The organism is Reyranella massiliensis 521 (genome assembly GCF_000312425.1).
GTDB classification, from domain to species: domain Bacteria; phylum Pseudomonadota; class Alphaproteobacteria; order Reyranellales; family Reyranellaceae; genus Reyranella; species Reyranella massiliensis.
Genome location: NZ_HE997181.1, coordinates 4008803 through 4029237 on the forward strand (window position 1 = coordinate 4008803; position 20435 = coordinate 4029237).

Below are 20435 nucleotides of genomic sequence, written 5' to 3' on the forward strand. Positions count from 1 at the left end.
ATGCGTCTCAAGGATCGCGTCGCCATCGTCGTCGGCGCCGGACAGAGCCCGGGCGAAGGCATGGGCAATGGCCGCGCCACCGCCCTCACTTTCGCGCGCGAAGGCGCCAAGGTGCTGTGCGTCGATCACAATCTCGCGTCGGCCCAGGAAACCGTCGACCTGATCCGCCAGGGCCAGGGCGTCGCCGAGGCCTTCAAGGCGGACGTCACCAAGGAAGGCGACATCAAGAAGATGGTCGCCGATGCTCACGGGCGCTGGGGGCGCATCGACATCCTGCACAACAATGTCGGCGTCTCGCTGTCCGGCGGCGATGCCGAGCTGGGCGACATCACCGAAGAGGCGTTCGATCGCTGCACCGCGATCAACCTCAAGAGCTGCATCTTTGCCGCCAAGCATGTGCTGCCGATCATGCGAAAGCAGCAGAGCGGCGTGATCATCAACATCTCCTCGATGGCCGTGATCACGACCTATCCCTATGTCGCCTACAAGGCGACCAAGGCCGCGATGGTCGCCTTCACTGAGCAGCTTGCCTATCAGAATGCCCAGTACGGCATCCGCGCTAATGTCATCCTGCCCGGCCTGATGAACACGCCGATGGCCGTCGACACGCGGGCCCGCGAATTCAAGAAGACCCGCGCCGAGGTCGAGGCCGAGCGCGACTCCAAGGTGCCGCTGCGCAAGAAGATGGGCACCGGCTGGGACGTCGCCAATGCCGCACTGTTTCTGGCCTCCGACGAGGCCAACTTCATCACCGGCGTGACGTTGCCGGTGGACGGCGGCGCGAGCGTGCGCCGGGGGTAGTCGCCAGGAGGCCGCTCAGCTCCGCGAGGAAGGCCCGGACCAAGCGTGCGTTCTGCCGTTCGCGCAGATGCACGACATGGGCGTAGGTGTAGATCTCCGCATCCGATACCTGCAGCGCACGGATGCGCGGATCGGGAATGAATTCCATCTCCGAGACGACGCCGAGGCCGATGCCCTTGGCCACGGCCTCGCGGATCGATTCGCGGCTGCCGATCTCCATCACCACCTTCGGCCGCACGTCCTTTTCGCGCATCGCCTGGTCGAAGGCGCGGCGCGTGGTCGAACCAGCCTCGCGCACGATCAACCGCTCGCCTTCCATATCGCGCGCCCGGATCGCGCGCCGACTGGCGAACGCGTGATCGGCCGGACACATCACCACGACGCGATGCTTTCGGTACGGGATCGCGACAAGGCGGGTATCGGGATCGACATGCGCCAGCACCGCCACATCAGTGCGATAGTCCAGCAGGTCGCGCAACGTGTCGCGCGAATTGCCGACGGTCACTGAGACGTAGATTCCCGGATAACGGGCATTGAAGGCCGCCAGCATGTCGGTGACATGATATGGGCCAACCGCGCCGACCCTCAGATGCCCCGTCTTGAGGCCGCGAGTCTCGTTGAGATAGTCGGCAGCCTCCTTCTCGTCGGCGAACAGCCGCCGCGTGATGTCGAGCAGACCGTCGCCTGTTTCGGTGAGTTCGATGCGCCGGCCTCTGCGTACGAACAGCTCGACACCGAACTCCTGCTCCAGCGACTTCACCTGCGTGGTGATGGTGGGCTGGCTGACGCCCAGCTCGCGGGCCGCAACGGTGAAGCTCATACGCTGGGCGACGGCATGGAAGGACCGGAGCTGAGTGTGCCGCATATTGATTTTTTCAATGCCAGAGTGATTTCGTTTGAATTGGATAAATGTGAGGTCGGGCCCGAGGATTGTCCACCAAGGAACAAGAATTTTCGGGAGAAGCGCGGATGTGGCGCTACCGCAATCCGGTCGACGTGCAGTTCGGCACAGGTGCGTTCGAACGCATCGGCGATGTCCTGGCCGGACGCTCCTATTGCCTCGTTACCTATGACGACGCCAATGGCGGCCGCGTCTTCGCCGAGCTGACGCGGCGCCTTGCGGCGCTCGCCGGCGAGCCCGCCGCCCTGGTCCGCAATATCGGTCCCAACCCCGATTTTATCGGCCTCACCGAGTCCTGCCGGCTCTACGCGGCCGCGGACAAGCCCATCGAGGCCATTGTCGCCCTGGGCGGCGGCTCGGTCATCGACGCCGCCAAGGTGCTGGCCGCCGCATCGGGAGACTTCTCGCGCGTCCGCACCTTCCTCGAAACGGGCAAGGGCGGCGAGGCACTGGGCACCACGCCGATCATCGCCATTCCGACGACGTCTGGAACCGGCAGCGAGGTCACGAGCTGGGCCACGGTGTGGGATACCGAGGCGAAGAACAAATATTCGCTCGCACGCTTCAGCCTCCATCCTGAGGTCGCGCTCGTCGATCCGCTGCTGACGGTCGGCCTGCCGCGCGGCATCACCGTCAGCACCGGGCTCGATGCGCTCAGCCATGCTCTGGAAAGCATCTGGAACGTCAACGCCAACCCGGTTTCGACGGCGCTCGCCGAGCAGGCCGCGCGCGGGGTGCTGGAAGCCCTGCCGGCCCTGGCCGACAATCTCCGCGACACCGAGCTGCGATCGAGGCTCTCGCGCGCCAGCCTGTTTGCCGGGCTCGCCTTCTCCAACACCAAGACCTCGCTCGCCCACTCGCTTTCCTATCATCTCACCCTGCATCACGGCGTGCCGCACGGCATCGCCTGTTCCTTCAGCCTGCCCATGGTGATGCGCGCCGTCATCGGCTGCGATCTGGCCTGCGACGCAGCCCTGAAGAACATCTTCGGCTCCAACCTGCAGGCCGGCGCCGCACGCCTCGAAGCGACATTGGAAAAGCTCGGCGTGTCGACACGCGCCACCGACCACGGCATCGCCGCCAGAGACTGGACGGCCCTCGTCGATCACGCGCTCGCCGGCGAGCGCGGACGCAACTTCATCGGACGCCGGGAGGCGCTGTTGGCCGCAATGGCCGCGTAAACAAGCAAAGAAAAGACACAAGGAGGAAACAAGCCATGATCAGGATCACGCGTCGAGACTTCGGGTTCCTTTCCGCCAGTTCGCTCCTCGCCGGCTCCATGGCCGGCAGCGGCGGCGCCCATGCCCAACAGGTCCTGAAGGTGGGGCTGATTCCTTCCGAGGATTCGCGTGCCATGCTGGCGCAGAGCAAGGACATCCTCGACGCGGTCGAGAAGAATTCCGGCCTCAAGGTTCAGGGCTTCGTCGCCACCGATTATAACGGCGTCATCGAAGCACTGCGCGCCAAGCATCTCGACATCGCCTATCTCGGGCCCTTCTCCTATGTGCTGGCCACCACGGTGACGCCGGTCGAGGCCTTCGCCATCGCCGAGACGGCCAAGGCGGGCCGCACCTACTATCACAGCCAGATCATCGCCCTGAAATCGAGCGGCATCAAAAAGCTCGACGATCTCAAGGGCAAGAACTTCGCCTTCGTCGATCCTGCGTCGACCTCGGGTTACGCGTTCCCCCTGGCCGGATTGATCAAGGCCGGCATCGATCCCAAGCGCGACTTCAAGACGGTGATCTTCACCGGCGCGCATGACGCCAATGCGCTGGCCGTCGCCAACGGCAAGGTCGATGCCGCGACCATCGCCGACCGCATCCTCGATGCCGCCATCGCAAAGGGCCACATCAAAGCCGACCAGATCGAAGTCGTCTGGCGTTCCCCGCCGATCCCCGAGTCGCCCATGGTGTGGCGCAAGGACCTCTCACCCGAGATGAAGGCCAAGGTCAAAGCGGCCTTCCTAGGCATCAAGGACCTCAACTGGTCCGACCAGGGCAAGCTGAACGGCTTCAAGGAAACCAACGATCAAGCCTACGACGTGGTTCGCGAGACAGCCAAACTCGCCAACATCGACCTCAAGAAGCAGAAGTAGCGGCGGGAGATCGCGACATGATCGAGATCCGCGGACTGGCCAAGTCCTACGGTGATCATCAGGCACTGCGCGATGTCAGCCTCTCGATCCGGCCCGGCGAATTCGTCGTCGTGCTGGGCCCATCGGGGGCTGGCAAGTCGACCTTGCTACGATGCATCAACCGCCTGATCGAACCGACGGCCGGCGACATCCTGGTCGACGGCACCTCGCTTTCGTCAAACCGTCGCGACTTGCGCCTGCTTCGGCGCAACGTCGCCATGATCTTCCAGCAGCACAATCTCGTGAAGCGGCTCTCCGTGCTGAAGAACGTGCTGGTCGGCCGGATGGCCGATCTCTCACCCGTATTAAGCAGCCTGCAGCTCTTTCCCGAGGCCGACGTGAAGATCGCCATGCACTGTCTCGAACAGGTGGCGATGGCGCACAAGGCGCGAAACCGCGCCGACGCGCTCTCGGGCGGCGAGCAGCAGCGGGTCGGCATTGCCCGCGCCCTGGCCCAGCAGCCCAAGTTCATGCTGGCCGACGAGCCGGTCGCGAGTCTCGATCCCAAGACGTCGCGCACGGTGCTCAACTATCTCAAGAAGAGCTGCAAGGAATCCAACATCGCCGTGCTCTGCAACCTGCACCAGATCGACTATGCGCTGGAGTTCGCCGAGCGTGTCGTCGGCCTTTCCGGCGGCGAAGTCGTGTACGACGGCGCGCCGGCCGGTGTGAGCGGCGACGTGATCCGCAGCATCTATCCAGGCCTCGACGACCCCAACGTTCTCGATGCCGCCCAGCGTCTCACCGAACGTCGGCGCGCCGCCGCCGAAGCCGTCATCGCCCAGGCTGCCAGCGGTCAGCCTTCCAGTGAAGGGAGGGCCTGACCATGTCGATCGGCACCCTGCAATTCGTGGTCAACAAGCCGCGTGGACCGCTCGGCTGGTGGATCCTTGTACCAATTCTCGGCTTGTCGCTCGCCGTGCTGTGGTGGGCGGCGCTGGGTACGCAGCTCAGCGTGTCGGGCCTGATTGGCGGCTTGCCGTGGATCGGCGATTTCATCGGGCGCATGCTGCCCCCCAACTTCGCCTTCATGCAGAAGCTGGTGCGGCCGGCTGTCGAAACCGTTCAGATCGCCCTGTGGGGTACCTTGCTCGGCGTCTTACTGGCCCTGCCGGTCTGTTTCTTCGCCGCGCGAAATCTCTCGCCCTATGCCTGGGTGTTCCATGGTCTACGCCAGGTCCTGAACGTGATGCGCGGCATCAACGAAATCATCCTGGCGCTGATCTTCGTGGCCGCGGTCGGCCTCGGTCCCTTCGCCGGCGTGCTGGCCATCGCCATTCACGGTGCCGGCATGCTGGGCAAGTTCTTCGCAGAAGCCATCGAGGAAATCGACGAAGGCCCGCTCGATGCGCTGCGTGCTGCCGGCGCCGGAACCTTGCAGCGCATCGTCTTCGGCGTATTGCCGCAGGTCTTGCCGGCATGGATCGGCGTCGTGCTCTATCGCTTCGAAACCAACATCCGCGTCTCCACGGTGCTGGGCATGGTGGGCGCAGGCGGCATCGGTTTCGAGCTCATCAGCTCGATGAAGCTCTTTGCCTACGAAGACACTGCCGCATGTGTAATCGTGATCCTGATCCTTGTGCTCGCCGCGGATCTGCTATCCTCAAAACTGCGCGCAATGATCCGCTAGCCGGAAGCCGGCTCTCGACGCCTCCTCCCTCTCGCGTCACTTTCGCCGCCGACGCAACCAGGGAGGAACAACATGCGTATTTGTGGTGTGCTCGGTGCCGTCGCAGCACTCGGCTTGATAGCGACGCCGGCACTCGCGCAGAAGAGCGGTGGCGTGATGAAGATGTACATTCACGACAATCCGCCCAGCGCGTCGATTCATGAGGAAGCAACGACCTCGACCGTCGTGCCGTTCATGGGCCTCTACAACAATCTGGTGCTGTTCGATCAGCAGATTCCGCAGAACAGCCTCGAGACCATTCGCCCCGATCTTGCCGAAAGCTGGAGCTGGAGCGACGATGGCAAGAACCTCACCTTCAAGCTGGTCGACAATGCCAAGTGGCACGACGGCAAGCCGTTCACCGCGGCCGACGTGAAGTGCACATGGGACATGTTAACCGGCAAGAGCGAGACGCAGAAGCTGCGCAAGAACCCGCGCGCCTCGTGGTACTGGAACCTCGACAAAGTCACGACCAACGGTGACCGTGAAGTCACCTTTCATCTCGGCCAGCCGCAGCCCTCGTTCCTTGTGCTGCTCGCCTCGGGCTACAGTCCTGTCTATTCCTGCCACGTGCCGACGGCGCAGATGCGCACCAAGCCGATCGGCACGGGCCCCTTCAAGCTCGCCGAATTCAGGCAGAAGGAGAGCATCAAGCTCACGCGGAACAAGGACTATTTCAAGAAGGGCAAACCCCGTCTTGACGGCATCGAGTTCTCGCTCGTGCCCGCCCGTGGCACGGCGATCCTCGGCTTCGTATCGGGCCGCTACGACATAACCTCGCCTTATGGCGTCACCATTCCGCTGCTCAAGGACGTCAAGGCGCAGGCGGCAGACGCGGTCTGCAAGGTCGCGGCGATGAACAACAACACCAACCTGATCCTGAACCGCGACGCGCCGCCGTTCGACAATCCCGAAGTTCGCCGCGCCATGCTGCTCAGCCTCGATCGCAAGGCGTTCATCGACATCATCACCCAGGGCCAGTCCGACGTCGGCGGTGTCATGGAGCCCGCGCCCAACGGCGTCTGGGGTCTGCCCAAGGAGATGTACGACCAGATCTCGGGCTATGGGCCGGATGTGGAAAAGAACCGTGCCGAGGGCCGCAAGATCATGGAGAAGCTGGGCTACGGGCCCGACAACAAGCTGAAGCTCAAGGTCTCGACCCGCAACCATCTGCTCTATCGCGATCCGGCGGTCATCCTGATCGACCAGCTCAAGGAAGTGTATTTCGAGGGCGAGCTCGACCTGGTCGACACGGCCCTCTGGTACGCCAAGGTGGCACGCAAGGATTACGCAATCGGTCTCAACACCACTGGCAACGGCGTGGACGATCCCGACCAGAACTACTTCGAGAACTATGCCTGCAAGTCGGAGCGCAACTACACCGGCTACTGCAGCCCCGAGATCGAGAAGCTGTTCGTCGCGCAATCGGCCGAGCGCGATCTCGAGAAGCGCAAGAAGATCGTCTGGGATATCGACCGCAAACTGCTCGAAGACGGCGCACGGCCGGTCATCATGTGGAATGCGTCGGGCACCTGCTGGCACCCCCATGTGAAGGGCTACGCACCGATGGTGAACAGCCTCTACAACGGGTCGCGCTTCGAAGAAGTCTGGCTCGACAAATAGGTCGGGTCAGTGGCTGTCATGGTGCCGCTCGGCACCATGACCTGCCGATAGCCGCATTGATCGAGGCTTGTCGTCGCCTCCCGAACAGATCAGCCGACCAGTTCGAAACGGTCCACGTCGACCAGGCCCTTGTCGGTGATCCTGAGATGCGGGATCACCGGGAGCGGCAGGAAGGCCATCTGCAAGAAGGGTTCATGCAGTTCAGTACCCAGTGCGCGAACCGCGGCGCGCAGCCGGCGCAACCCCTGCTCGACCTCCTCGAATGGCCGCTCGCTCATCAGGCCGGCAATGGGCAATGCCAGTTCGGCTACGATCTTGCCGTCGGCCGCAGCCGCGAATCCTCCCCGCAGCTCGATCAGCCGATTCACAGCCGTTTCCATGTCGCGGTCGTCGCAGCCGATGACGCAGATATTGTGACTGTCATGGCCGACCGATGACGCGATCGCACCGCGCTTCAATCCGAAACCTTTGACGAAGCCGCGACCGACATTGCCGTTGTCGTTGTGACGGCCCAGCACGGCGATCTTGAGCACGTCGCGGGAAATGTCCGCCACGAGAGTGTCGCCACGTCGAGCCACCTCGACATCCAGCCGGTCCGTCAGGATCTGCCCCGGCCGAATGCCGATCACCGGCGGCGACGCGCCCGCGCCGGCCGCAACGTGAAAGGTCGCCGCCGTCACCGGCCTGAGCTTTACCGAATCGAGCCCGACCGGCGGAACATCCGGCCGCGTCCTGAACCGATCCGGCGTCACCGGCGCCCCGCGGCAGATCACGGAATGGACCTTGCAGGTCGCGAGGTCTTCCAGAAGCACGATGTCTGCGCGCTGCCCCGGCGCCACCAGCCCGCGGTCGAACAGGCCGAAGTGCCGTGCCGCCGACCAGGTCGCTGCCCGATAGGCATCGAGCGGCCGGACACCACGGCCGATGGCCGCGCGAATCAGGTAGTCGACATGGCCTTCCTCGGCGATGTCGAGCGGGTTGCGATCGTCGGTGCAGAATGCCAGGAACGGCGCACGTTCCGTCGTGATCAGCTCGGAAAGTGCGGCGAGATCCTTGGAGACCGTCCCCTCGCGGACCAGCACCTGCATGCCCTTGGCGAGCTTCTCGCGCGCCTCTGCCGCCGAGGTCGTCTCGTGGCAGTTGCGCACGCCCGCCGCGATGTAGGCATTGAGGTCGTAGGACGAGAGCAGCGGCGAATGACCGTCGATCTGAACATCCGAGAAGGCTGATAGCTTCGCGAGCACCGCCGGGTCCTTGTTCAGCACGCCGGGAACGTTCATGAACTCGGCCAGCCCCAGCACTTTGGGATGATGCTTGAAGGGCAGCAGGTCTTCCGCCTCCAGCCGTGCGCCCGACGTCTCCAGGTGGGTTGCCGGCACGCACGACGAAAGCTGAACCCGCAGGTCCATCACCGTGACGGCGGCACATTCGAGAAAGTACTTCAGGCCCGTGAGGCCGAGCACGTTGCAGATTTCGTGGGGGTCGCAGATCGCCGTCGTGGTGCCGCGCGGTGTCACGCAGCGGTCGAACTCCAGCGGCGGCACCAGCGTCGACTCGCAATGGACATGGCTGTCGATGAAGCCCGGCACGGCGACCAGCCCGCGCCCGTCGATTTCCGTGGCGCCTCGATAGGTCTCGTGAATGCCCACGATGCGATCGCCCGCGACCGCGATATCGCCCACCGTCACCTCGCCCGACGTCAAATCGAGAATACCGACCGACTTGACGACAAGGTCCGCCGGCACCTTGCCGCGCGCCTGATCGACGATATCTGCGAGCCGTGAAGGGGAAAGAGGAGCCCTCATGGACAGGAGATAGGGCGGCCACCCGGAGAAGGCAACATTATCGGCTGGCGATGCGAGGTACACAAAGCCATCTTGCCGCCATCCCTGTGGCTGACTAAGGGGCTCGTAAATCAGTCGTAAGAAAGGGAGGAATCTTCATGTTTACCCGCCGTACCCTCGTGACCGGCGCCCTCGCCGCCACGGCCCTGCCGACCATTGCGTCTGCGCAGGTCTCGGCCAGCCAGATCCGCCTCGTTGTTCCCTATGGCCCCGGCGGCTCGACCGATACGTCGGCGCGCGTTCTGGCGGAACGCATGGCAGCCGATACCGGCAAGTCGATCATCGTCGAGAACCGGCCGGGCGGCGGCACCATGATCGGCATGGCCAACGTCGCCAAGAGCAAGCCCGACGGCACGAGCCTGCTACTGCTGACGACGACCGCGGCCCTGCTGCCCGCCTTCGATATCCCGCTGCAGATCGATCCGCAGAAGGACTTGGCGATGGTCTCGCAGCTCGCCGATATCCCCTGCGTGCTGGCCGTCAACGCCAAGCACCCGGCGAAGACCTTCCCCGAATTCCTCGAATGGGTGAAGGCGCAGCCGGGCCCCGTGCACTATGCGACGTCGAGCTCCGGCGGCCTGCCGCATCTCTGGGGCGAACTGATCAGCACGAAGGCGGGCGGCAAGCTCCAGCACATTCCATACAAGGCCGCGGCCGAGGCGCTGCGCGATACCGTCGCCGGCCATACCCAGGTGTTCGTCGACGTGACCATGCCGGTCGATGCCCAGATCAACGCCGGCACGATGCGCGGCCTGATCTGCGGCGCGCAGAAGCGGGTGGCGAACGTGTCGAGCGTGCCGACCGCCAGCGAGCTCGGCATGCCCGACCTCGAGGCCGCCGTGTACTTCGGCGTCGCCACGACTGCCGGCACCGCCCCCGACGTCATCGCCTACTACAACACCGCCATCAACGCCGCGCTGAAGGTCCCGGCGGTGCAGGAGCGCCTGGCGTCGATGGGCTATATCCCGACCGGCGGCACGCCGGAGGCTTATACGAAGCGGCTGGCGGACGAGACGGTGCGGTGGCGCAAGGTCATCAAGGCCGCGAACATCCCCGCGCCGACCTGATCGCTGGCGACACAAATTAGAATTGCGAACAACTCGCAATTCATGGGTCTGCAGCCGGCCGAATATTCGTCCGCCATCGTGTCGGGGGCTGGCTGCAGTGAGTGCGTTTAGAAACGAGGCTGTCCCGCCGGTCTATCCTGGGACTGACGACAGTTCGCCAACAACCGCGACAGTGAGGAGAATGCCTTCGTCGAACAGACGAAAGCGTCAGCGCAGCCCGCCGTGACGGCGGCCGCTGCCCGTCGATGTCAGATCGAGCGCCCACGCCGTCTGCAGACAGAGGAACGCCAGGATCGCACCGATGGCGCGCGCATGGTTCCACGAAGTCCACGGGCCGGAGAATTCACGCCATGTGCCGGCCGCCGTCGCCTCGCTTGCCGCGACGGTCGCCAGCGTCTCGTTGAGCGGCACGTTCACCTGCAGGGTGACGCCAACCACCGCAATCGCCTGGATGACCGCCGCCAGGAAGGCGAGCCGCGCCGCGCCACGATGTCCGGCCGAGCGCGCCCCGAGAGCAGCCAGCAGAGGCAGAACCAGCGCACCGAAGAACACCGCGGCGAACAGGGCGTTGCGCACGACGGTGTTGATGCCCTGCATGGTATGGATCGCCGACAAGGCGCCGCCGAGGTCGAGCCCCGGCATGACGATGGTCGAGAAGGCATAGAAGATGCCCGCGCTCAGCGCGGTGCACAGCAGGGCCAGGACGAAGAACAGGTGTCGCATGTGCGGGCTCCCTCCGGCGGCGCATCCTACGGAAAAAGTCGCCTCAGTCGAGCCCGTTGCCGCCGTAGAGCCAGTCGAGCGTATCGAGCCACTGATCCTGGGTCTTGGCGCTCATCATCGCATTGCGCAACGCCGCATGCGGTCCATCGGGGTGATAGACATGATCGCCCATCGCCCGCGACATCAACTGCACACGCGCCGTGCGCAACACACGGCGGTCGCGATAGGTCGTGAGTCCGGCCTTGAGAGACTGCGTCTTCGACAGTGAATCGGCCAGGCACACCGCATCTTCCATGGCCATGCAGGCGCCCTGCGCCATGTATTGCATCATGGGGTGCGCAGCATCTCCCAGCAGCGCCACGCGGCCGTCGATCCACCGCTCGACCGGGTCACGATCGCACAGCACCCACATGTGCCAGTCCTTGCCGTGGCGGATGATGTTCTGCGCCCGCTTGCAGACATGCGTGAAGCCTCTGCGCACCTCTTCGACCGACACGGGCTTGCCGGCGACCGGCTCGGGCGCATGGTTGTGGTAGGTAACGACGAGGTTGAACACCTTCCACCCTGACAGTGGATAGTGGACGATGTGGCACTTGGGACCGGCCCACAGGGTGGCCGCGTTCCAGCGCAGATCCTCCGGCATCTGTTCCGTCGGGATCACCGAGCGATAGGTCGTGTGCCCCGAGACGCGCGGCGGGATATCGCCGACGACCTGGCGACGGACGTTCGACCAGAGCCCGTCGGCGCCGATCAACGCACGTCCGCGCACCGTTTCACCAGTGGCGAGCTTCGCGGCGACACCCTTGTCGTCCTGGTCGTAGCCCGTGACCTCCGCCGCCGACTTGAGATCGATCAGCGCGTGATCGCGGCAGCCCTGCAGCAGCACCCCGTGCAGGTCGCCGCGATGGACGACGGCATAGGGATTGCCGAAGCGGGCGCGGAACCTCTCGCCGAGGTCGATATGACAGATTTCGCCGTCGGCCATCGCATCCATGAGGCGCAGCGAATCGATATAGACGGCCATGCCGCGCGCCGCGGGGCCGACGCCCAATCTATCGAAGCAATGAAAGGCATTGGGCCCGAGCTGAATGCCGGCGCCGATCTCGCCGAAGCGGGAGGACCGCTCCAGCACCAAAGTGGGGATGCCCTGCTGGGCAAGCGCCAGGGCGGCAGCGAGGCCACCGATGCCACCACCGGCGATCAGGATTCTATCTTGGTCCACCCACCACCTTCTCGTCATGCAGGCGGGCGATCTCGGAGCCCGGCAGACCGAGAATACCGGAAAGAATCTCGTCCGTATGCTGGCCCAGCACCGGCGCCGTCTTCGGCGGCTGGCGCGGCACGGCGCCGAACTGCAACGGCGAGGCCGCGACGGGATAGCGGCCGATGCCCGGCTGGTCGAGGATCGTGAACATCGGATTGTCGAGCACGGCCTCGCGGTCCGCCGCCAGTTCGCGGAAGGTCTTGTAGGGGGCCCAGAGCGCCCCAGCCTTCTTCAGGGCCGCACCCACCTCCTCCGCCGTATGCCGGGCGGCCCAGGGCTCGATCACGGCGCACAGCCGATCGCGCGCATGCCAGCGACCGGCATCGCTCTTGAGGTCGAAGCCGGTGTCCTTCTCGATGGTCGCGAAGGCCTGCTTGAACCCTCCGGCACTGGCCAGCGCATCGACATGGCGGTCGGAGAAGATGCAGATCATGACGAACCGGCCGTCCTTGGTGCGGAAGTCGCGGCCGAAGGTGCCGAAAATCTCGTTCCCGACGCGCGGGCGGTCGACTTTGTTGACCACCGCTTCGCCGATGTAGCCCAGCGCCGACGTTGCCGCGAGCGCCATATCCTGCAGCGGCAGGACGATGCGCTGGCCCTGCCCGGTCAGGCGGCGGTGCCGTTCGGCGGCGAGAATCGCCATGGCGCCCGCATACGCCGTGGCCAGATCCCAAGGCGGTGCCACGGCATTCACCGGCTCCGCATGATCGACAGGCCCCGTGACCATGGGAAAGCCGGTGATGGCGTTCACCGTGTAGTCGACATGCGCACTGCCATCGCGCGCGCCGACGATGTTGAGCGCGATCAGGTCGGCACGCTTCTTCGCCAGCTCCTCGTAGGCGAGCCAGCCGCGCGCCGGCATGTTGGTGGTGAAGATGCCGGCCCCTTCGCCCGGCGCCGTGATCAGGGCTGTGAGAATTTCCCGGCCCTTCGGGTTGCGCAGATCGACAGCGATGGAGCGCTTGCCCTTGTTGAGGCCAGCCCAATAGATCGACCGACCGTCCTTCGTGACCGGCCAGCGGTCGCTATCGAGGCCGCCGTTGATATCGTCGAAGCGGATCACGTCCGCGCCGAGCTGGGCCAGCGTCATGCCGCCCAGCGGTGCTGCGATAAAGGCCGATCCTTCGACGATGCGAAGGCCGGCAAGAATGCCTGTCATTGTGCGTTTCCATGTCTTGTTTTGCTTATTTACGTCCGAGCGTGTGTTCACGCTTCTCCAGCCACCAGCCGTACTCCGGTGTCCAAAGGTCGAAGTCGGGATCGCAACCCAGCGCCTGCGCGGCATGCAAAGCCCAGAAGGGTTCGTAAAGCGCCTGCCGCCCGATCGCGATCAGGTCGGCATCGCCGGCCTGCAGGATCGCCTCGGCCTGCGGGCCATCGAGGATCAACCCAACGGCCATGGTCGGGATACCGGCCCGCTTCTTGACCGCCGACGCGAACGGCACCTGGAAGCCCAGGCCGCGCTTCACGCCGGCCGCCGTCGCCGCGCCCGCAATGCCACCCGAAGAGCAATCGACGACATCCACACCGAGCGCTTTCAGCTCCTGCGCGAAGGCAACGGTATCGTCGACATCCCAGCCGCCGCCGCCATCGACCGCGGAGACACGCACGAACAGCGGCTTGTTCTCGGGCCACACCTGGCGTACCGCGCGCACCACATCGAGCGGGAAGCGCATGCGGCCGGCGCGGTCGCCGCCGTACTTGTCGTTGCGCGTATTGCTGATCGACGACAGGAACTGCGCCAACAGATAGCCGTGCGCGCCATGGATTTCGAGCACGTCGTAGCCCGCCGCATCGGCCCGCTTCGCCGCGGCAGCGAACTTCGTCACCAGCTCCTCGATTTCCACCGCCGACAAGGCGCGCGGCTTCAGCCAGCCGTCGGCGGCAGGCAGATCGGTCGGACCGACCACTTCCCACTTCTTCCAGCCCGCGCCCGGGGGCCCCAGTTCACCCGGCTTGTCGAAGGTACGCGGCGTCGAGCCCTTCCGGCCGGAATGCGTGATCTGCGTCGCAGCCAGCGCCCCCTCGCCCTTGATGAAGGCGGTGAGCCGCTTGTGGCTTGCGATCTGGCTATCGTCCCATAGACCGAGATCGCCTTGCGTCACCCGTCCGCGCGGCTCGACGGCGCAGTTCTCGGTGAAGACTATGCCGAATTTGCCCAGCGCGAACTTGCCGAGGTGCACGAGATGGAAGTCGTTCACCAATCCATCCGTCGCGCGGAACTGGACCATGGGAGAGACCACACAGCGGTTCGGCGCGGTGACACCGCGCAGCTTCAGGGGCGAGAAGAGGAGCGGTTTCTGCAAAGGTCGATCTCCCGAACGGGATGGCTTCAAGGGCGTCAAACATAGACTGGTGCATGCACCCCGGCCTATCCTTCCTCCATGTTTGACCTCGTCATCCGAAACGGAATCGTGATCGATGGATCGGGCGCAGAGCGCCGGATCGCCGATGTTGCAGTGCAAGAGGGCCGCATCGCCGCGGTCGGACCGAAGCTCGGCGCCGGCAAACGCGAGATCGATGCCGCCGGGCTCGTCGTGGCGCCGGGCTTCGTCGACATCCACACGCATTACGACGGCCAGGCAACCTGGGACCCGTTCGTCACGCCCTCCTCTTGGCATGGCGTCACCACGACTGTATTCGGCAATTGCGGCGTCGGCTTCGCGCCGGTGCGCCCGGGCGCGTCGGGCTATCTCATCAACCTGATGGAAGGCGTCGAGGACATTCCCGGCACCGTTCTCAGCGAAGGCGTGAAGTTCAACTGGGAGTCCTTCCCCGACTATCTCGATGCGCTGGCCTCGATGGATCGCGCCGTCGACGTCGCGGCCCAGCTCCCGCATGGCGCGCTGCGCTTCTACGTGATGGGCGATCGCGGTGCGGACCATGCCGAGGTGCCGACCGAACGCGAGATCGAGGAGATGGCGAAGCTCACCGAGGAAGCGCTGCACGCCGGCGCCATGGGCTTCACCACCTCGCGCACCACCAAGCACAAGGCGCGCGATGGTCGCTTCACGCCGTCGCTCAGCGCCCGCGAGGCCGAGCTGCTGGGCATCGCCCAGGGCATGAAGCGCGCAGGCCGCGGCGTGCTGCAGGTCAACTCCGATTTCGGGCCGGGCGAGTTCGAGGCCCTGGAAGCGGCGGCCAAGCTGGCCGGTCGGCCCCTCTCCTGCCTGCTGGTTCAGGTCGACGCCCAGCCGAAGCTGTGGCGCGAGACGCTCGACCAGATCCATGGCGTGCGCCAGGCTGGCCGCATGGCCAACGCGCAGGTGGGCTCGCGGCCCATCGGCGTGATCATGGGCCTCGAGACGACGGCGCATCCTTTCGCGGCGCATCCGGCCTGGCTGGAAATGCGCCAGCTTTCACCCCAGGAGCGCTACCAGCGCCTCGCAGCGGATGCCGATTTGCGGCGACGCCTGGTCGAAACGCCGGCCGGCGGTGGCCCCCGCGCCTTCATGGCCGAGTCGTTCCACAAGATGTTCCCGATCGGCGAACGGCCCGACTACGAACCCGACGCCAAGAACTCTATCTCGGCAATCGCCGAGCGCAGCGGACGCACCCCGCAGGCCGTGGCGCTGGACGAGATGATGGCGCGCGACGGCAAGGGCCTGTTGATGCTGCCCTTCGAGAACTACGCCTATGGCAGCCTCGACGTGGTGCACGAGATGATCACCGATCCGGCAACGGTGCTGGGCGTGGCCGATGGCGGCGCCCATGTCGGCGTGATCTGCGATGCCTCCTCGCCGACGTCGCTGCTGACCCTGTGGGGACGAGACCGCACGCGCGGCCCGAAGCTCGGGCTCGAATTCCTGATCGCAAAGCAAACACGCGGCACGGCAGAAGCCTATGGCCTGATGGATCGCGGCCTGCTGGCGCCCGGCCACAAGGCCGATATCAACTTGATCGACTTCGACGCCCTGACACTGAAGCGGCCCGAAGTGGTCTACGACCTGCCGGCCGGCGGCCGTCGCCTGATCCAGCGCGCGTCAGGCTATCGGCACACGTTCAACGCGGGTGTCGAGACAATGCAGAACGACGAGCTGACCGGCGAGCGGCCGGGCCGCCTCGTGCGAGGCGCGCAGACGCCCGCCTAGACTGTCATGTGACGGCGCACGGCTTCCGCGTCGAAGGTCTCGCGGGTGCCGGACATCACGACTTCGCCGCGGTCCATGACGGCGAAGTCGTCGGCAAGTTCGTGCGCGAAGTCGAGATACTGCTCGACCAGCAGGATCGCCATGTCGCCGCGCTGACGCAGGAAGGTGATGGCGCGGCCGATATCCTTGATGACGGACGGCTGGATGCCTTCGGTCGGCTCGTCGAGCACCAGCAGCTTCGGCCGCATGGTGAGCGCGCGGCCGATGGCGAGCTGTTGCTGCTGGCCGCCCGAGAGATCGCCGCCGCGGCGCTTCAGCATGGATTGCAGCACGGGAAAGAGCTCGAACACTTCGTCCGGTATCTTCTTGTGCTCGCGTCTGACCGGCGCGAAGCCGGTCTCCAGATTCTCCTTCACCGTCAGCAGCGGGAAGATCTCGCGCCCCTGCGGCACCAGCGCCACGCCGCGTCGTGCCCGATCGTAGGGCGCCAGCTTCGAGACATCCTGTCCATCGAGCGAGATCGAGCCCGACGCGATCGGCTGAAGACCGCTGATGGCGCGCAGGAGGCTGGTCTTGCCGACGCCGTTGCGGCCCAGCAGGCAGGTCACCCGGCCGATGGCGGCCTTCAGCGACACGCCGCGCAATGCCTGCGCCGCACCGTAGTAGAGGTTGACGTTCTCGACCGCGAGCATCGTTAGCGCCCCAGATAGACTTCGACGACACGCGGATCGGCGCTCACCTGGTCGAGCGTGCCTTCGGCCAGCATCGAACCCTCGTGCAGCACCGTCACCTTGACGCCCAAGGCACGCACGAAACTCATATCGTGCTCGACCACGACGACGGAATGGCTGCGATTGATCTCGCGCAATACCTGCGCCGTGGTCTCGGTCTCGACGTCGGTCATGCCGGCCACCGGCTCGTCGACCAGCAGGAGCTTCGGATCCTGGGCCAGCAGCATGCCGATTTCCAGCCACTGCTTCTGGCCGTGGCTCAGTCGGGCCGCCAGCATATGCTGCTGGTCGGTCATGCGGATGATCGTCAGGATCTCGTCGAGTCGGTCCTTCTCGGCCTTCGTGGGGGCCGCGAGCAGGAGCTTGTACCAGCTCCGCAGGCCCGACAGCGCCAGCAGGAGATTGTCGCGCACCGTGTGGGTCTCGAACACGGTGGGCTTCTGGAACTTGCGGCCAATGCCCAACGTGGCGATGTCGGCCTCGTCGAGCTTGGTGAGATCGGACTTGCCGTCGAACACCACTTCGCCCTCGTCGGGCCGGGTCTTGCCGGTGATGACATCCATCATCGTGGTCTTGCCTGCGCCGTTCGGGCCGATGATGGCGCGCATCTCGCCGGGCTCGACCAGCAACGAGAGATTGTTCAGCGCCTTGAAGCCGTCGAAGGAGACGGTGACGCCGCTGAGGTAAAGGAGCGCGGAGGTGCTTCTCATGCCGGCGCCCCCGCCTTGCTCGCTTCGGCCTTGTCCGTCCCCGACTTAGCTCCCTGCGCCTTGCGCGCCTGCGAGCGATCCCGGATCTGGCCCCAAAGACCCATGATGCCCTTGGGCAGCAGCAGGGTGACGACGATGAACAGCGCACCCAGCGCGAACAGCCAGAATTCGGGCAACGCGCCGGTAAGCCAGGTCTTGCCGAAGTTGACCAGGAAGGCGCCGATCACCGGCCCGATCAAGGTGCCACGCCCGCCGACCGCCACCCAGAGCACGGCTTCGATCGAATTGCCTGGCGCGAACTCGCTGGGATTGATGATGCCCACCTGCGGCACATAGAGCGCGCCGGCGACGCCCGACATGGCGGCCGATAGCACGAAGACGAAGAGCTTGAAGCCTTCGACCCTATAGCCGAGGAAACGCATGCGGCTCTCGGCGTCGCGCACTGCCGTCAGCGCCTTGCCGAAGCGCGAGCCGACGATGGCCGCGGAAATCACCAGACCCAGCGCCAGTGCCACCGCCGACGCAAAGCACAGGGCGGCGCGCGTGCCGTCCGCCTGGACCGGGAAGCCCAGGATCTCCTTGAAGTCGGTCATGCCGTTGTTGCCGCCCAGCCCCATATCGTTGCGGAAGAAGGCCAGCATCAGCGCGAAGGTCATCGCTTGGGTGATGATCGAGAGATAGACGCCGGTGACGCGGCTGCGGAACGCGAACCAGCCCAGCGCGAAGGCGAGCACGCTCGGCACCAGCAGGATCATGATGGCGGCGAACCAGAACTGGTCGAAGCCGTGCCAGAACCAGGGGAGCTGCTTGTAGTTCAGGAACACCATGAAGTCGGGCAGCAGCGGATTGCCGTAGACGCCGCGACTGCCGATCTGGCGCATCAGGTACATGCCCATGCAGTAGCCGCCCAGCGCGAAGAAGGCGCCGTGGCCCAGCGAAAGGATGCCGCAGAAGCCCCAGACCAGGTCGACCGCCAGCGCCAGCAGCGCGTAGCAGAGATACTTGCCGATGAGTTGCAGCACCCAGGCCGGCACGTGGAACGGGCTGCTGGGCGGCAGGAGCTGGTTGGCGAGCGGCAACAGGATGCCGACCACCAGCACCAGCAAGGTGAAGAGGCGCAGGCCCGGCCCCATGCCCTGCCAGAGGAAGCGCGTGATCATTCGCCAGTACTCATTCGACGGAGCGACCCTTCAACGCGAATAGGCCGCGCGGACGGCGCTGGATGAACAGGATGATGAAGACCAGCACGAGGATCTTGCCCAGCACCGCGCCGGCATAGGGTTCGAGGAACTTGTTGACGACGCCGAGCGTCAACGCGCCGATCAGGGTACCGAAGAGATTGCCGACGCCACCGAACACCACGACCATGAAGGAGTCGATGATGTAGCCCTGGCCGAGGTTGGGGCTGACATTGTCGATCTGGCTCAGCGCCACGCCGGCCAGACCGGCAATGCCCGAACCGAGGCCGAAAGTCAGCGCATCGACCCGCGGCGTGCGAATGCCGACGGCCGAGGCCATCGGCCGGTTCTGCGTGACCGCACGCATGTAGAGGCCGAGCGACGTCTTGCGCAGCAGCAGGATCAACGAGGCGAAGACCACCAGGGCGAAGATCACGATCCAGAGCCGGCCGTAGGTCACGTTGATCTGGCCGACCTGGAACGCACCCGACATCCAGGACGGCGCACCGACCTCGCGGTTGCTCGAGCCGAAGATCGAACGCACGGCCTGTTGCAGGACCAGCGACAGCCCCCATGTCGCGAGCAAGGTGTCGAGCGGTCGACCGTAGAGGAAACGGATGATGCCGCGCTCGATCAGGATGCCGACGCCGCCTGCCACCAGGAAGGCGAGTGGCAGGGCGATCAGCAGCGAGGTGTCGAAGAGGTGCGGCGCCGAGGTGCGGATGATCTCCTGCACCACGAAGGTCGTGTAGGCACCCAGCATCACCATCTCGCCATGCGCCATGTTGATGACGCCCATGGTGCCGAAGGTGATGGCAAGTCCGATGGCCGCTAGCAGCAGCACGGAACCGAGCGAGATGCCGTACCAGACGTTCTGCGCCGCCTCCCAGGCGGCCAGCGTCTGGCGCACCGACTCGGCGGCGGCAACGGCTGCCGCCTTGACCTCGGGTTCCTTGGCGTTGTTGGCCGCACCTTGCAGGACGCTCAGCGCCTCGCGGTCGCCGCGGTCGCGGACAATGCCGATCGCGTCGATCTTCTGCGGGACCGTTGCATCGGAGGCGAGCACGACGGCGGCGCGCGCTTCGGCGAAGGCCTGCTTCACGCGCGCGTCCTTCTCGCCGGCAATGGCCGCGTCGAGCGGCCCCAGCGCGGCGGGTTCGGGCCGCTTGAAGAGGGAATCGGCCGCGCCGCGACGGACGCGGGCATCGGGGCTCATGAGGGTGAGCGAACCGACGGCTGCTTCGATCACGCCGCGCAGGCGGTTGTTGACCCTGACCCGCTCCAGTTCGGATTCGGTCGCCGTGCCCGCGGCCGCGCCCGACACCGCCTCGGTGAGCGCGAGCTGATTGCCGCTGGGCTTGCCGATGACGACCTGCTTGTCGGACGTGCGGACATAGAGCTGGCCGGCGCCCAGCGCTTCCAGAATGGGCGCGGCGCGGGCATCGCCCGAAGCGGCCAGCGCGCCGATCGCGGTCTCGCGATCACCGAAGCTGCCGGCCGTGAGGTTGGTCACGAGGGACTGCAAGTCTGCGGCCAGGGCGGCGACGGCAATCGTCAGCGAAGCCAGCGCAGAAAACAGCACCGCGAGCGAGCGCAAGTGGAACATAGGTCTGGGAATTTGCCCGGAGGTGAGAACGGGGCGACCTGGAAGTCGCCCCGCCCCTGTGGGTTGCAACTTAGAGACGGTGGCGCGGGG

At 65.4% G+C, this 20435-nt stretch carries 18 protein-coding genes; 8 read left to right on the top strand and 10 right to left on the bottom strand.

What is annotated here, in order from left to right; translation table 11 throughout:
- A complete protein-coding gene (locus tag BN60_RS19550; protein ID WP_020697828.1) occupies positions 1-801 on the top strand; it encodes an SDR family NAD(P)-dependent oxidoreductase in 801 nt (266 codons plus the stop codon).
- On the opposite strand, the gene BN60_RS19555 is transcribed toward BN60_RS19550, so the two are convergent.
- On the bottom strand, positions 749-1666 hold the full coding sequence (locus tag BN60_RS19555) for a LysR substrate-binding domain-containing protein (protein WP_020697829.1): 918 nt from the start codon (positions 1664-1666) through the stop codon (positions 749-751). The two genes, BN60_RS19550 and BN60_RS19555, sit on opposite strands and share 53 nt — an antisense overlap.
- 104 nt (positions 1667-1770) lie before the next feature.
- Here BN60_RS19555 and psrA point away from each other — a divergent pair, with 104 nt between their 5' ends.
- The 5 genes from psrA (at position 1771) to BN60_RS19580 (ending at position 7131) form a co-directional block, all read left to right on the top strand.
- Complete coding sequence (gene psrA, locus BN60_RS19560; RefSeq protein ID WP_020697830.1) at positions 1771-2883, top strand: iron-containing alcohol dehydrogenase PsrA; 1113 nt, start codon at positions 1771-1773, stop codon at positions 2881-2883.
- Positions 2884-2918: 35 nt separating this feature from the next.
- On the top strand, positions 2919-3800 hold the full coding sequence (gene phnD / locus BN60_RS19565) for a phosphonate ABC transporter substrate-binding protein (protein WP_020697831.1): 882 nt from the start codon (positions 2919-2921) through the stop codon (positions 3798-3800).
- A gap of 17 nt (positions 3801-3817) precedes the next feature.
- Positions 3818-4663 carry a phosphonate ABC transporter ATP-binding protein gene (gene phnC / locus BN60_RS19570; RefSeq protein ID WP_020697832.1) on the top strand — a complete coding sequence of 282 codons (846 nt, stop codon included), beginning with the start codon at positions 3818-3820 and terminating at the stop codon, positions 4661-4663.
- Between the two features lie 2 nt (positions 4664-4665).
- Positions 4666-5469, top strand: coding sequence for a phosphonate ABC transporter, permease protein PhnE (gene phnE, locus BN60_RS19575; protein ID WP_020697833.1), 804 nt, complete (start codon positions 4666-4668; stop codon positions 5467-5469).
- A gap of 72 nt (positions 5470-5541) precedes the next feature.
- On the top strand, positions 5542-7131 hold the full coding sequence (locus tag BN60_RS19580) for an ABC transporter substrate-binding protein (RefSeq protein ID WP_043284128.1): 1590 nt from the start codon (positions 5542-5544) through the stop codon (positions 7129-7131).
- 89 nt (positions 7132-7220) lie between these two features.
- On the opposite strand, the gene ade is transcribed toward BN60_RS19580, so the two are convergent.
- Positions 7221-8936: an adenine deaminase gene (ade, locus tag BN60_RS19585; protein ID WP_043286196.1), complete on the bottom strand. Its 1716-nt coding sequence runs from the start codon at positions 8934-8936 to the stop codon at positions 7221-7223.
- Positions 8937-9073: 137 nt separating this feature from the next.
- On the opposite strand from ade, the gene BN60_RS19590 reads away from it, so the two are divergent.
- A complete protein-coding gene (locus tag BN60_RS19590; RefSeq protein WP_020697836.1) occupies positions 9074-10042 on the top strand; it encodes a Bug family tripartite tricarboxylate transporter substrate binding protein in 969 nt (322 codons plus the stop codon).
- Between the two features lie 207 nt (positions 10043-10249).
- Here BN60_RS19590 and BN60_RS19595 read toward each other — a convergent pair whose 3' ends face one another.
- The 4 genes from BN60_RS19595 to BN60_RS19610 are packed head-to-tail and all read right to left on the bottom strand — an operon-like array spanning position 10250 to position 14335.
- Positions 10250-10765, bottom strand: a complete 516-nt coding sequence (locus tag BN60_RS19595) for an anthrone oxygenase family protein (protein ID WP_020697837.1) — start codon at positions 10763-10765, stop codon at positions 10250-10252.
- A gap of 43 nt (positions 10766-10808) precedes the next feature.
- Positions 10809-11987: a 3-hydroxybenzoate 6-monooxygenase gene (locus BN60_RS19600; protein ID WP_020697838.1), complete on the bottom strand. Its 1179-nt coding sequence runs from the start codon at positions 11985-11987 to the stop codon at positions 10809-10811.
- A complete protein-coding gene (locus tag BN60_RS19605) occupies positions 11974-13188 on the bottom strand; it encodes a CoA transferase (protein ID WP_020697839.1) in 1215 nt (404 codons plus the stop codon). Before BN60_RS19605 ends, BN60_RS19600 begins: the two co-directional genes overlap by 14 nt.
- Before the next feature lie 25 nt (positions 13189-13213).
- Positions 13214-14335, bottom strand: a complete 1122-nt coding sequence (locus BN60_RS19610; RefSeq protein WP_020697840.1) for an NADH:flavin oxidoreductase/NADH oxidase — start codon at positions 14333-14335, stop codon at positions 13214-13216.
- Positions 14336-14443: 108 nt separating this feature from the next.
- Here BN60_RS19610 and BN60_RS19615 point away from each other — a divergent pair, with 108 nt between their 5' ends.
- Entirely contained in the window at positions 14444-16120 is a 1677-nt protein-coding gene (locus tag BN60_RS19615; RefSeq protein ID WP_245539835.1) for an N-acyl-D-amino-acid deacylase family protein, read from the top strand.
- Here BN60_RS19615 and urtE read toward each other — a convergent pair.
- The 4 genes from urtE to urtB are packed head-to-tail and all read right to left on the bottom strand — an operon-like array spanning position 16117 to position 20345.
- Positions 16117-16812 (bottom strand): urea ABC transporter ATP-binding subunit UrtE, encoded by a 696-nt coding sequence (gene urtE / locus BN60_RS19620; RefSeq protein ID WP_020697842.1) that lies wholly within the window; start codon positions 16810-16812, stop codon positions 16117-16119. The two genes, BN60_RS19615 and urtE, sit on opposite strands and share 4 nt — an antisense overlap.
- Positions 16813-16814: 2 nt before the next feature.
- Positions 16815-17561, bottom strand: a complete 747-nt coding sequence (gene urtD / locus BN60_RS19625; RefSeq protein ID WP_020697843.1) for an urea ABC transporter ATP-binding protein UrtD — start codon at positions 17559-17561, stop codon at positions 16815-16817.
- Complete coding sequence (gene urtC, locus BN60_RS19630) at positions 17558-18721, bottom strand: urea ABC transporter permease subunit UrtC (RefSeq protein ID WP_020697844.1); 1164 nt, start codon at positions 18719-18721, stop codon at positions 17558-17560. Before urtC ends, urtD begins: the two co-directional genes overlap by 4 nt.
- A 10-nt stretch (positions 18722-18731) precedes the next feature.
- Positions 18732-20345 carry an urea ABC transporter permease subunit UrtB gene (gene urtB / locus BN60_RS19635; RefSeq protein WP_020697845.1) on the bottom strand — a complete coding sequence of 538 codons (1614 nt, stop codon included), beginning with the start codon at positions 20343-20345 and terminating at the stop codon, positions 18732-18734.
- Between the last annotated feature and the right edge of the window lie 90 nt (positions 20346-20435).

Bases quoted from the DNA above. Each gene is read 5' to 3' on its own strand.
- BN60_RS19550 (WP_020697828.1), top strand. From the start codon at position 1: ATGCGTCTCAAGGATCGCGTCGCCATCGTCGTCGGCGCCGGACAGAGC.
- BN60_RS19555 (WP_020697829.1), bottom strand. From the start codon at position 1,666: ATGCGGCACACTCAGCTCCGGTCCTTCCATGCCGTCGCCCAGCGTATG.
- psrA (WP_020697830.1), top strand. From the start codon at position 1,771: ATGTGGCGCTACCGCAATCCGGTCGACGTGCAGTTCGGCACAGGTGCG.
- phnD (WP_020697831.1), top strand. From the start codon at position 2,919: ATGATCAGGATCACGCGTCGAGACTTCGGGTTCCTTTCCGCCAGTTCG.
- phnC (WP_020697832.1), top strand. From the start codon at position 3,818: ATGATCGAGATCCGCGGACTGGCCAAGTCCTACGGTGATCATCAGGCA.
- phnE (WP_020697833.1), top strand. From the start codon at position 4,666: ATGTCGATCGGCACCCTGCAATTCGTGGTCAACAAGCCGCGTGGACCG.
- BN60_RS19580 (WP_043284128.1), top strand. From the start codon at position 5,542: ATGCGTATTTGTGGTGTGCTCGGTGCCGTCGCAGCACTCGGCTTGATA.
- ade (WP_043286196.1), bottom strand. From the start codon at position 8,936: ATGAGGGCTCCTCTTTCCCCTTCACGGCTCGCAGATATCGTCGATCAG.
- BN60_RS19590 (WP_020697836.1), top strand. From the start codon at position 9,074: ATGTTTACCCGCCGTACCCTCGTGACCGGCGCCCTCGCCGCCACGGCC.
- BN60_RS19595 (WP_020697837.1), bottom strand. From the start codon at position 10,765: ATGCGACACCTGTTCTTCGTCCTGGCCCTGCTGTGCACCGCGCTGAGC.
- BN60_RS19605 (WP_020697839.1), bottom strand. From the start codon at position 13,188: ATGACAGGCATTCTTGCCGGCCTTCGCATCGTCGAAGGATCGGCCTTT.
- urtE (WP_020697842.1), bottom strand. From the start codon at position 16,812: ATGCTCGCGGTCGAGAACGTCAACCTCTACTACGGTGCGGCGCAGGCA.
- urtD (WP_020697843.1), bottom strand. From the start codon at position 17,561: ATGAGAAGCACCTCCGCGCTCCTTTACCTCAGCGGCGTCACCGTCTCC.
- urtC (WP_020697844.1), bottom strand. From the start codon at position 18,721: ATGATCACGCGCTTCCTCTGGCAGGGCATGGGGCCGGGCCTGCGCCTC.
- urtB (WP_020697845.1), bottom strand. From the start codon at position 20,345: ATGTTCCACTTGCGCTCGCTCGCGGTGCTGTTTTCTGCGCTGGCTTCG.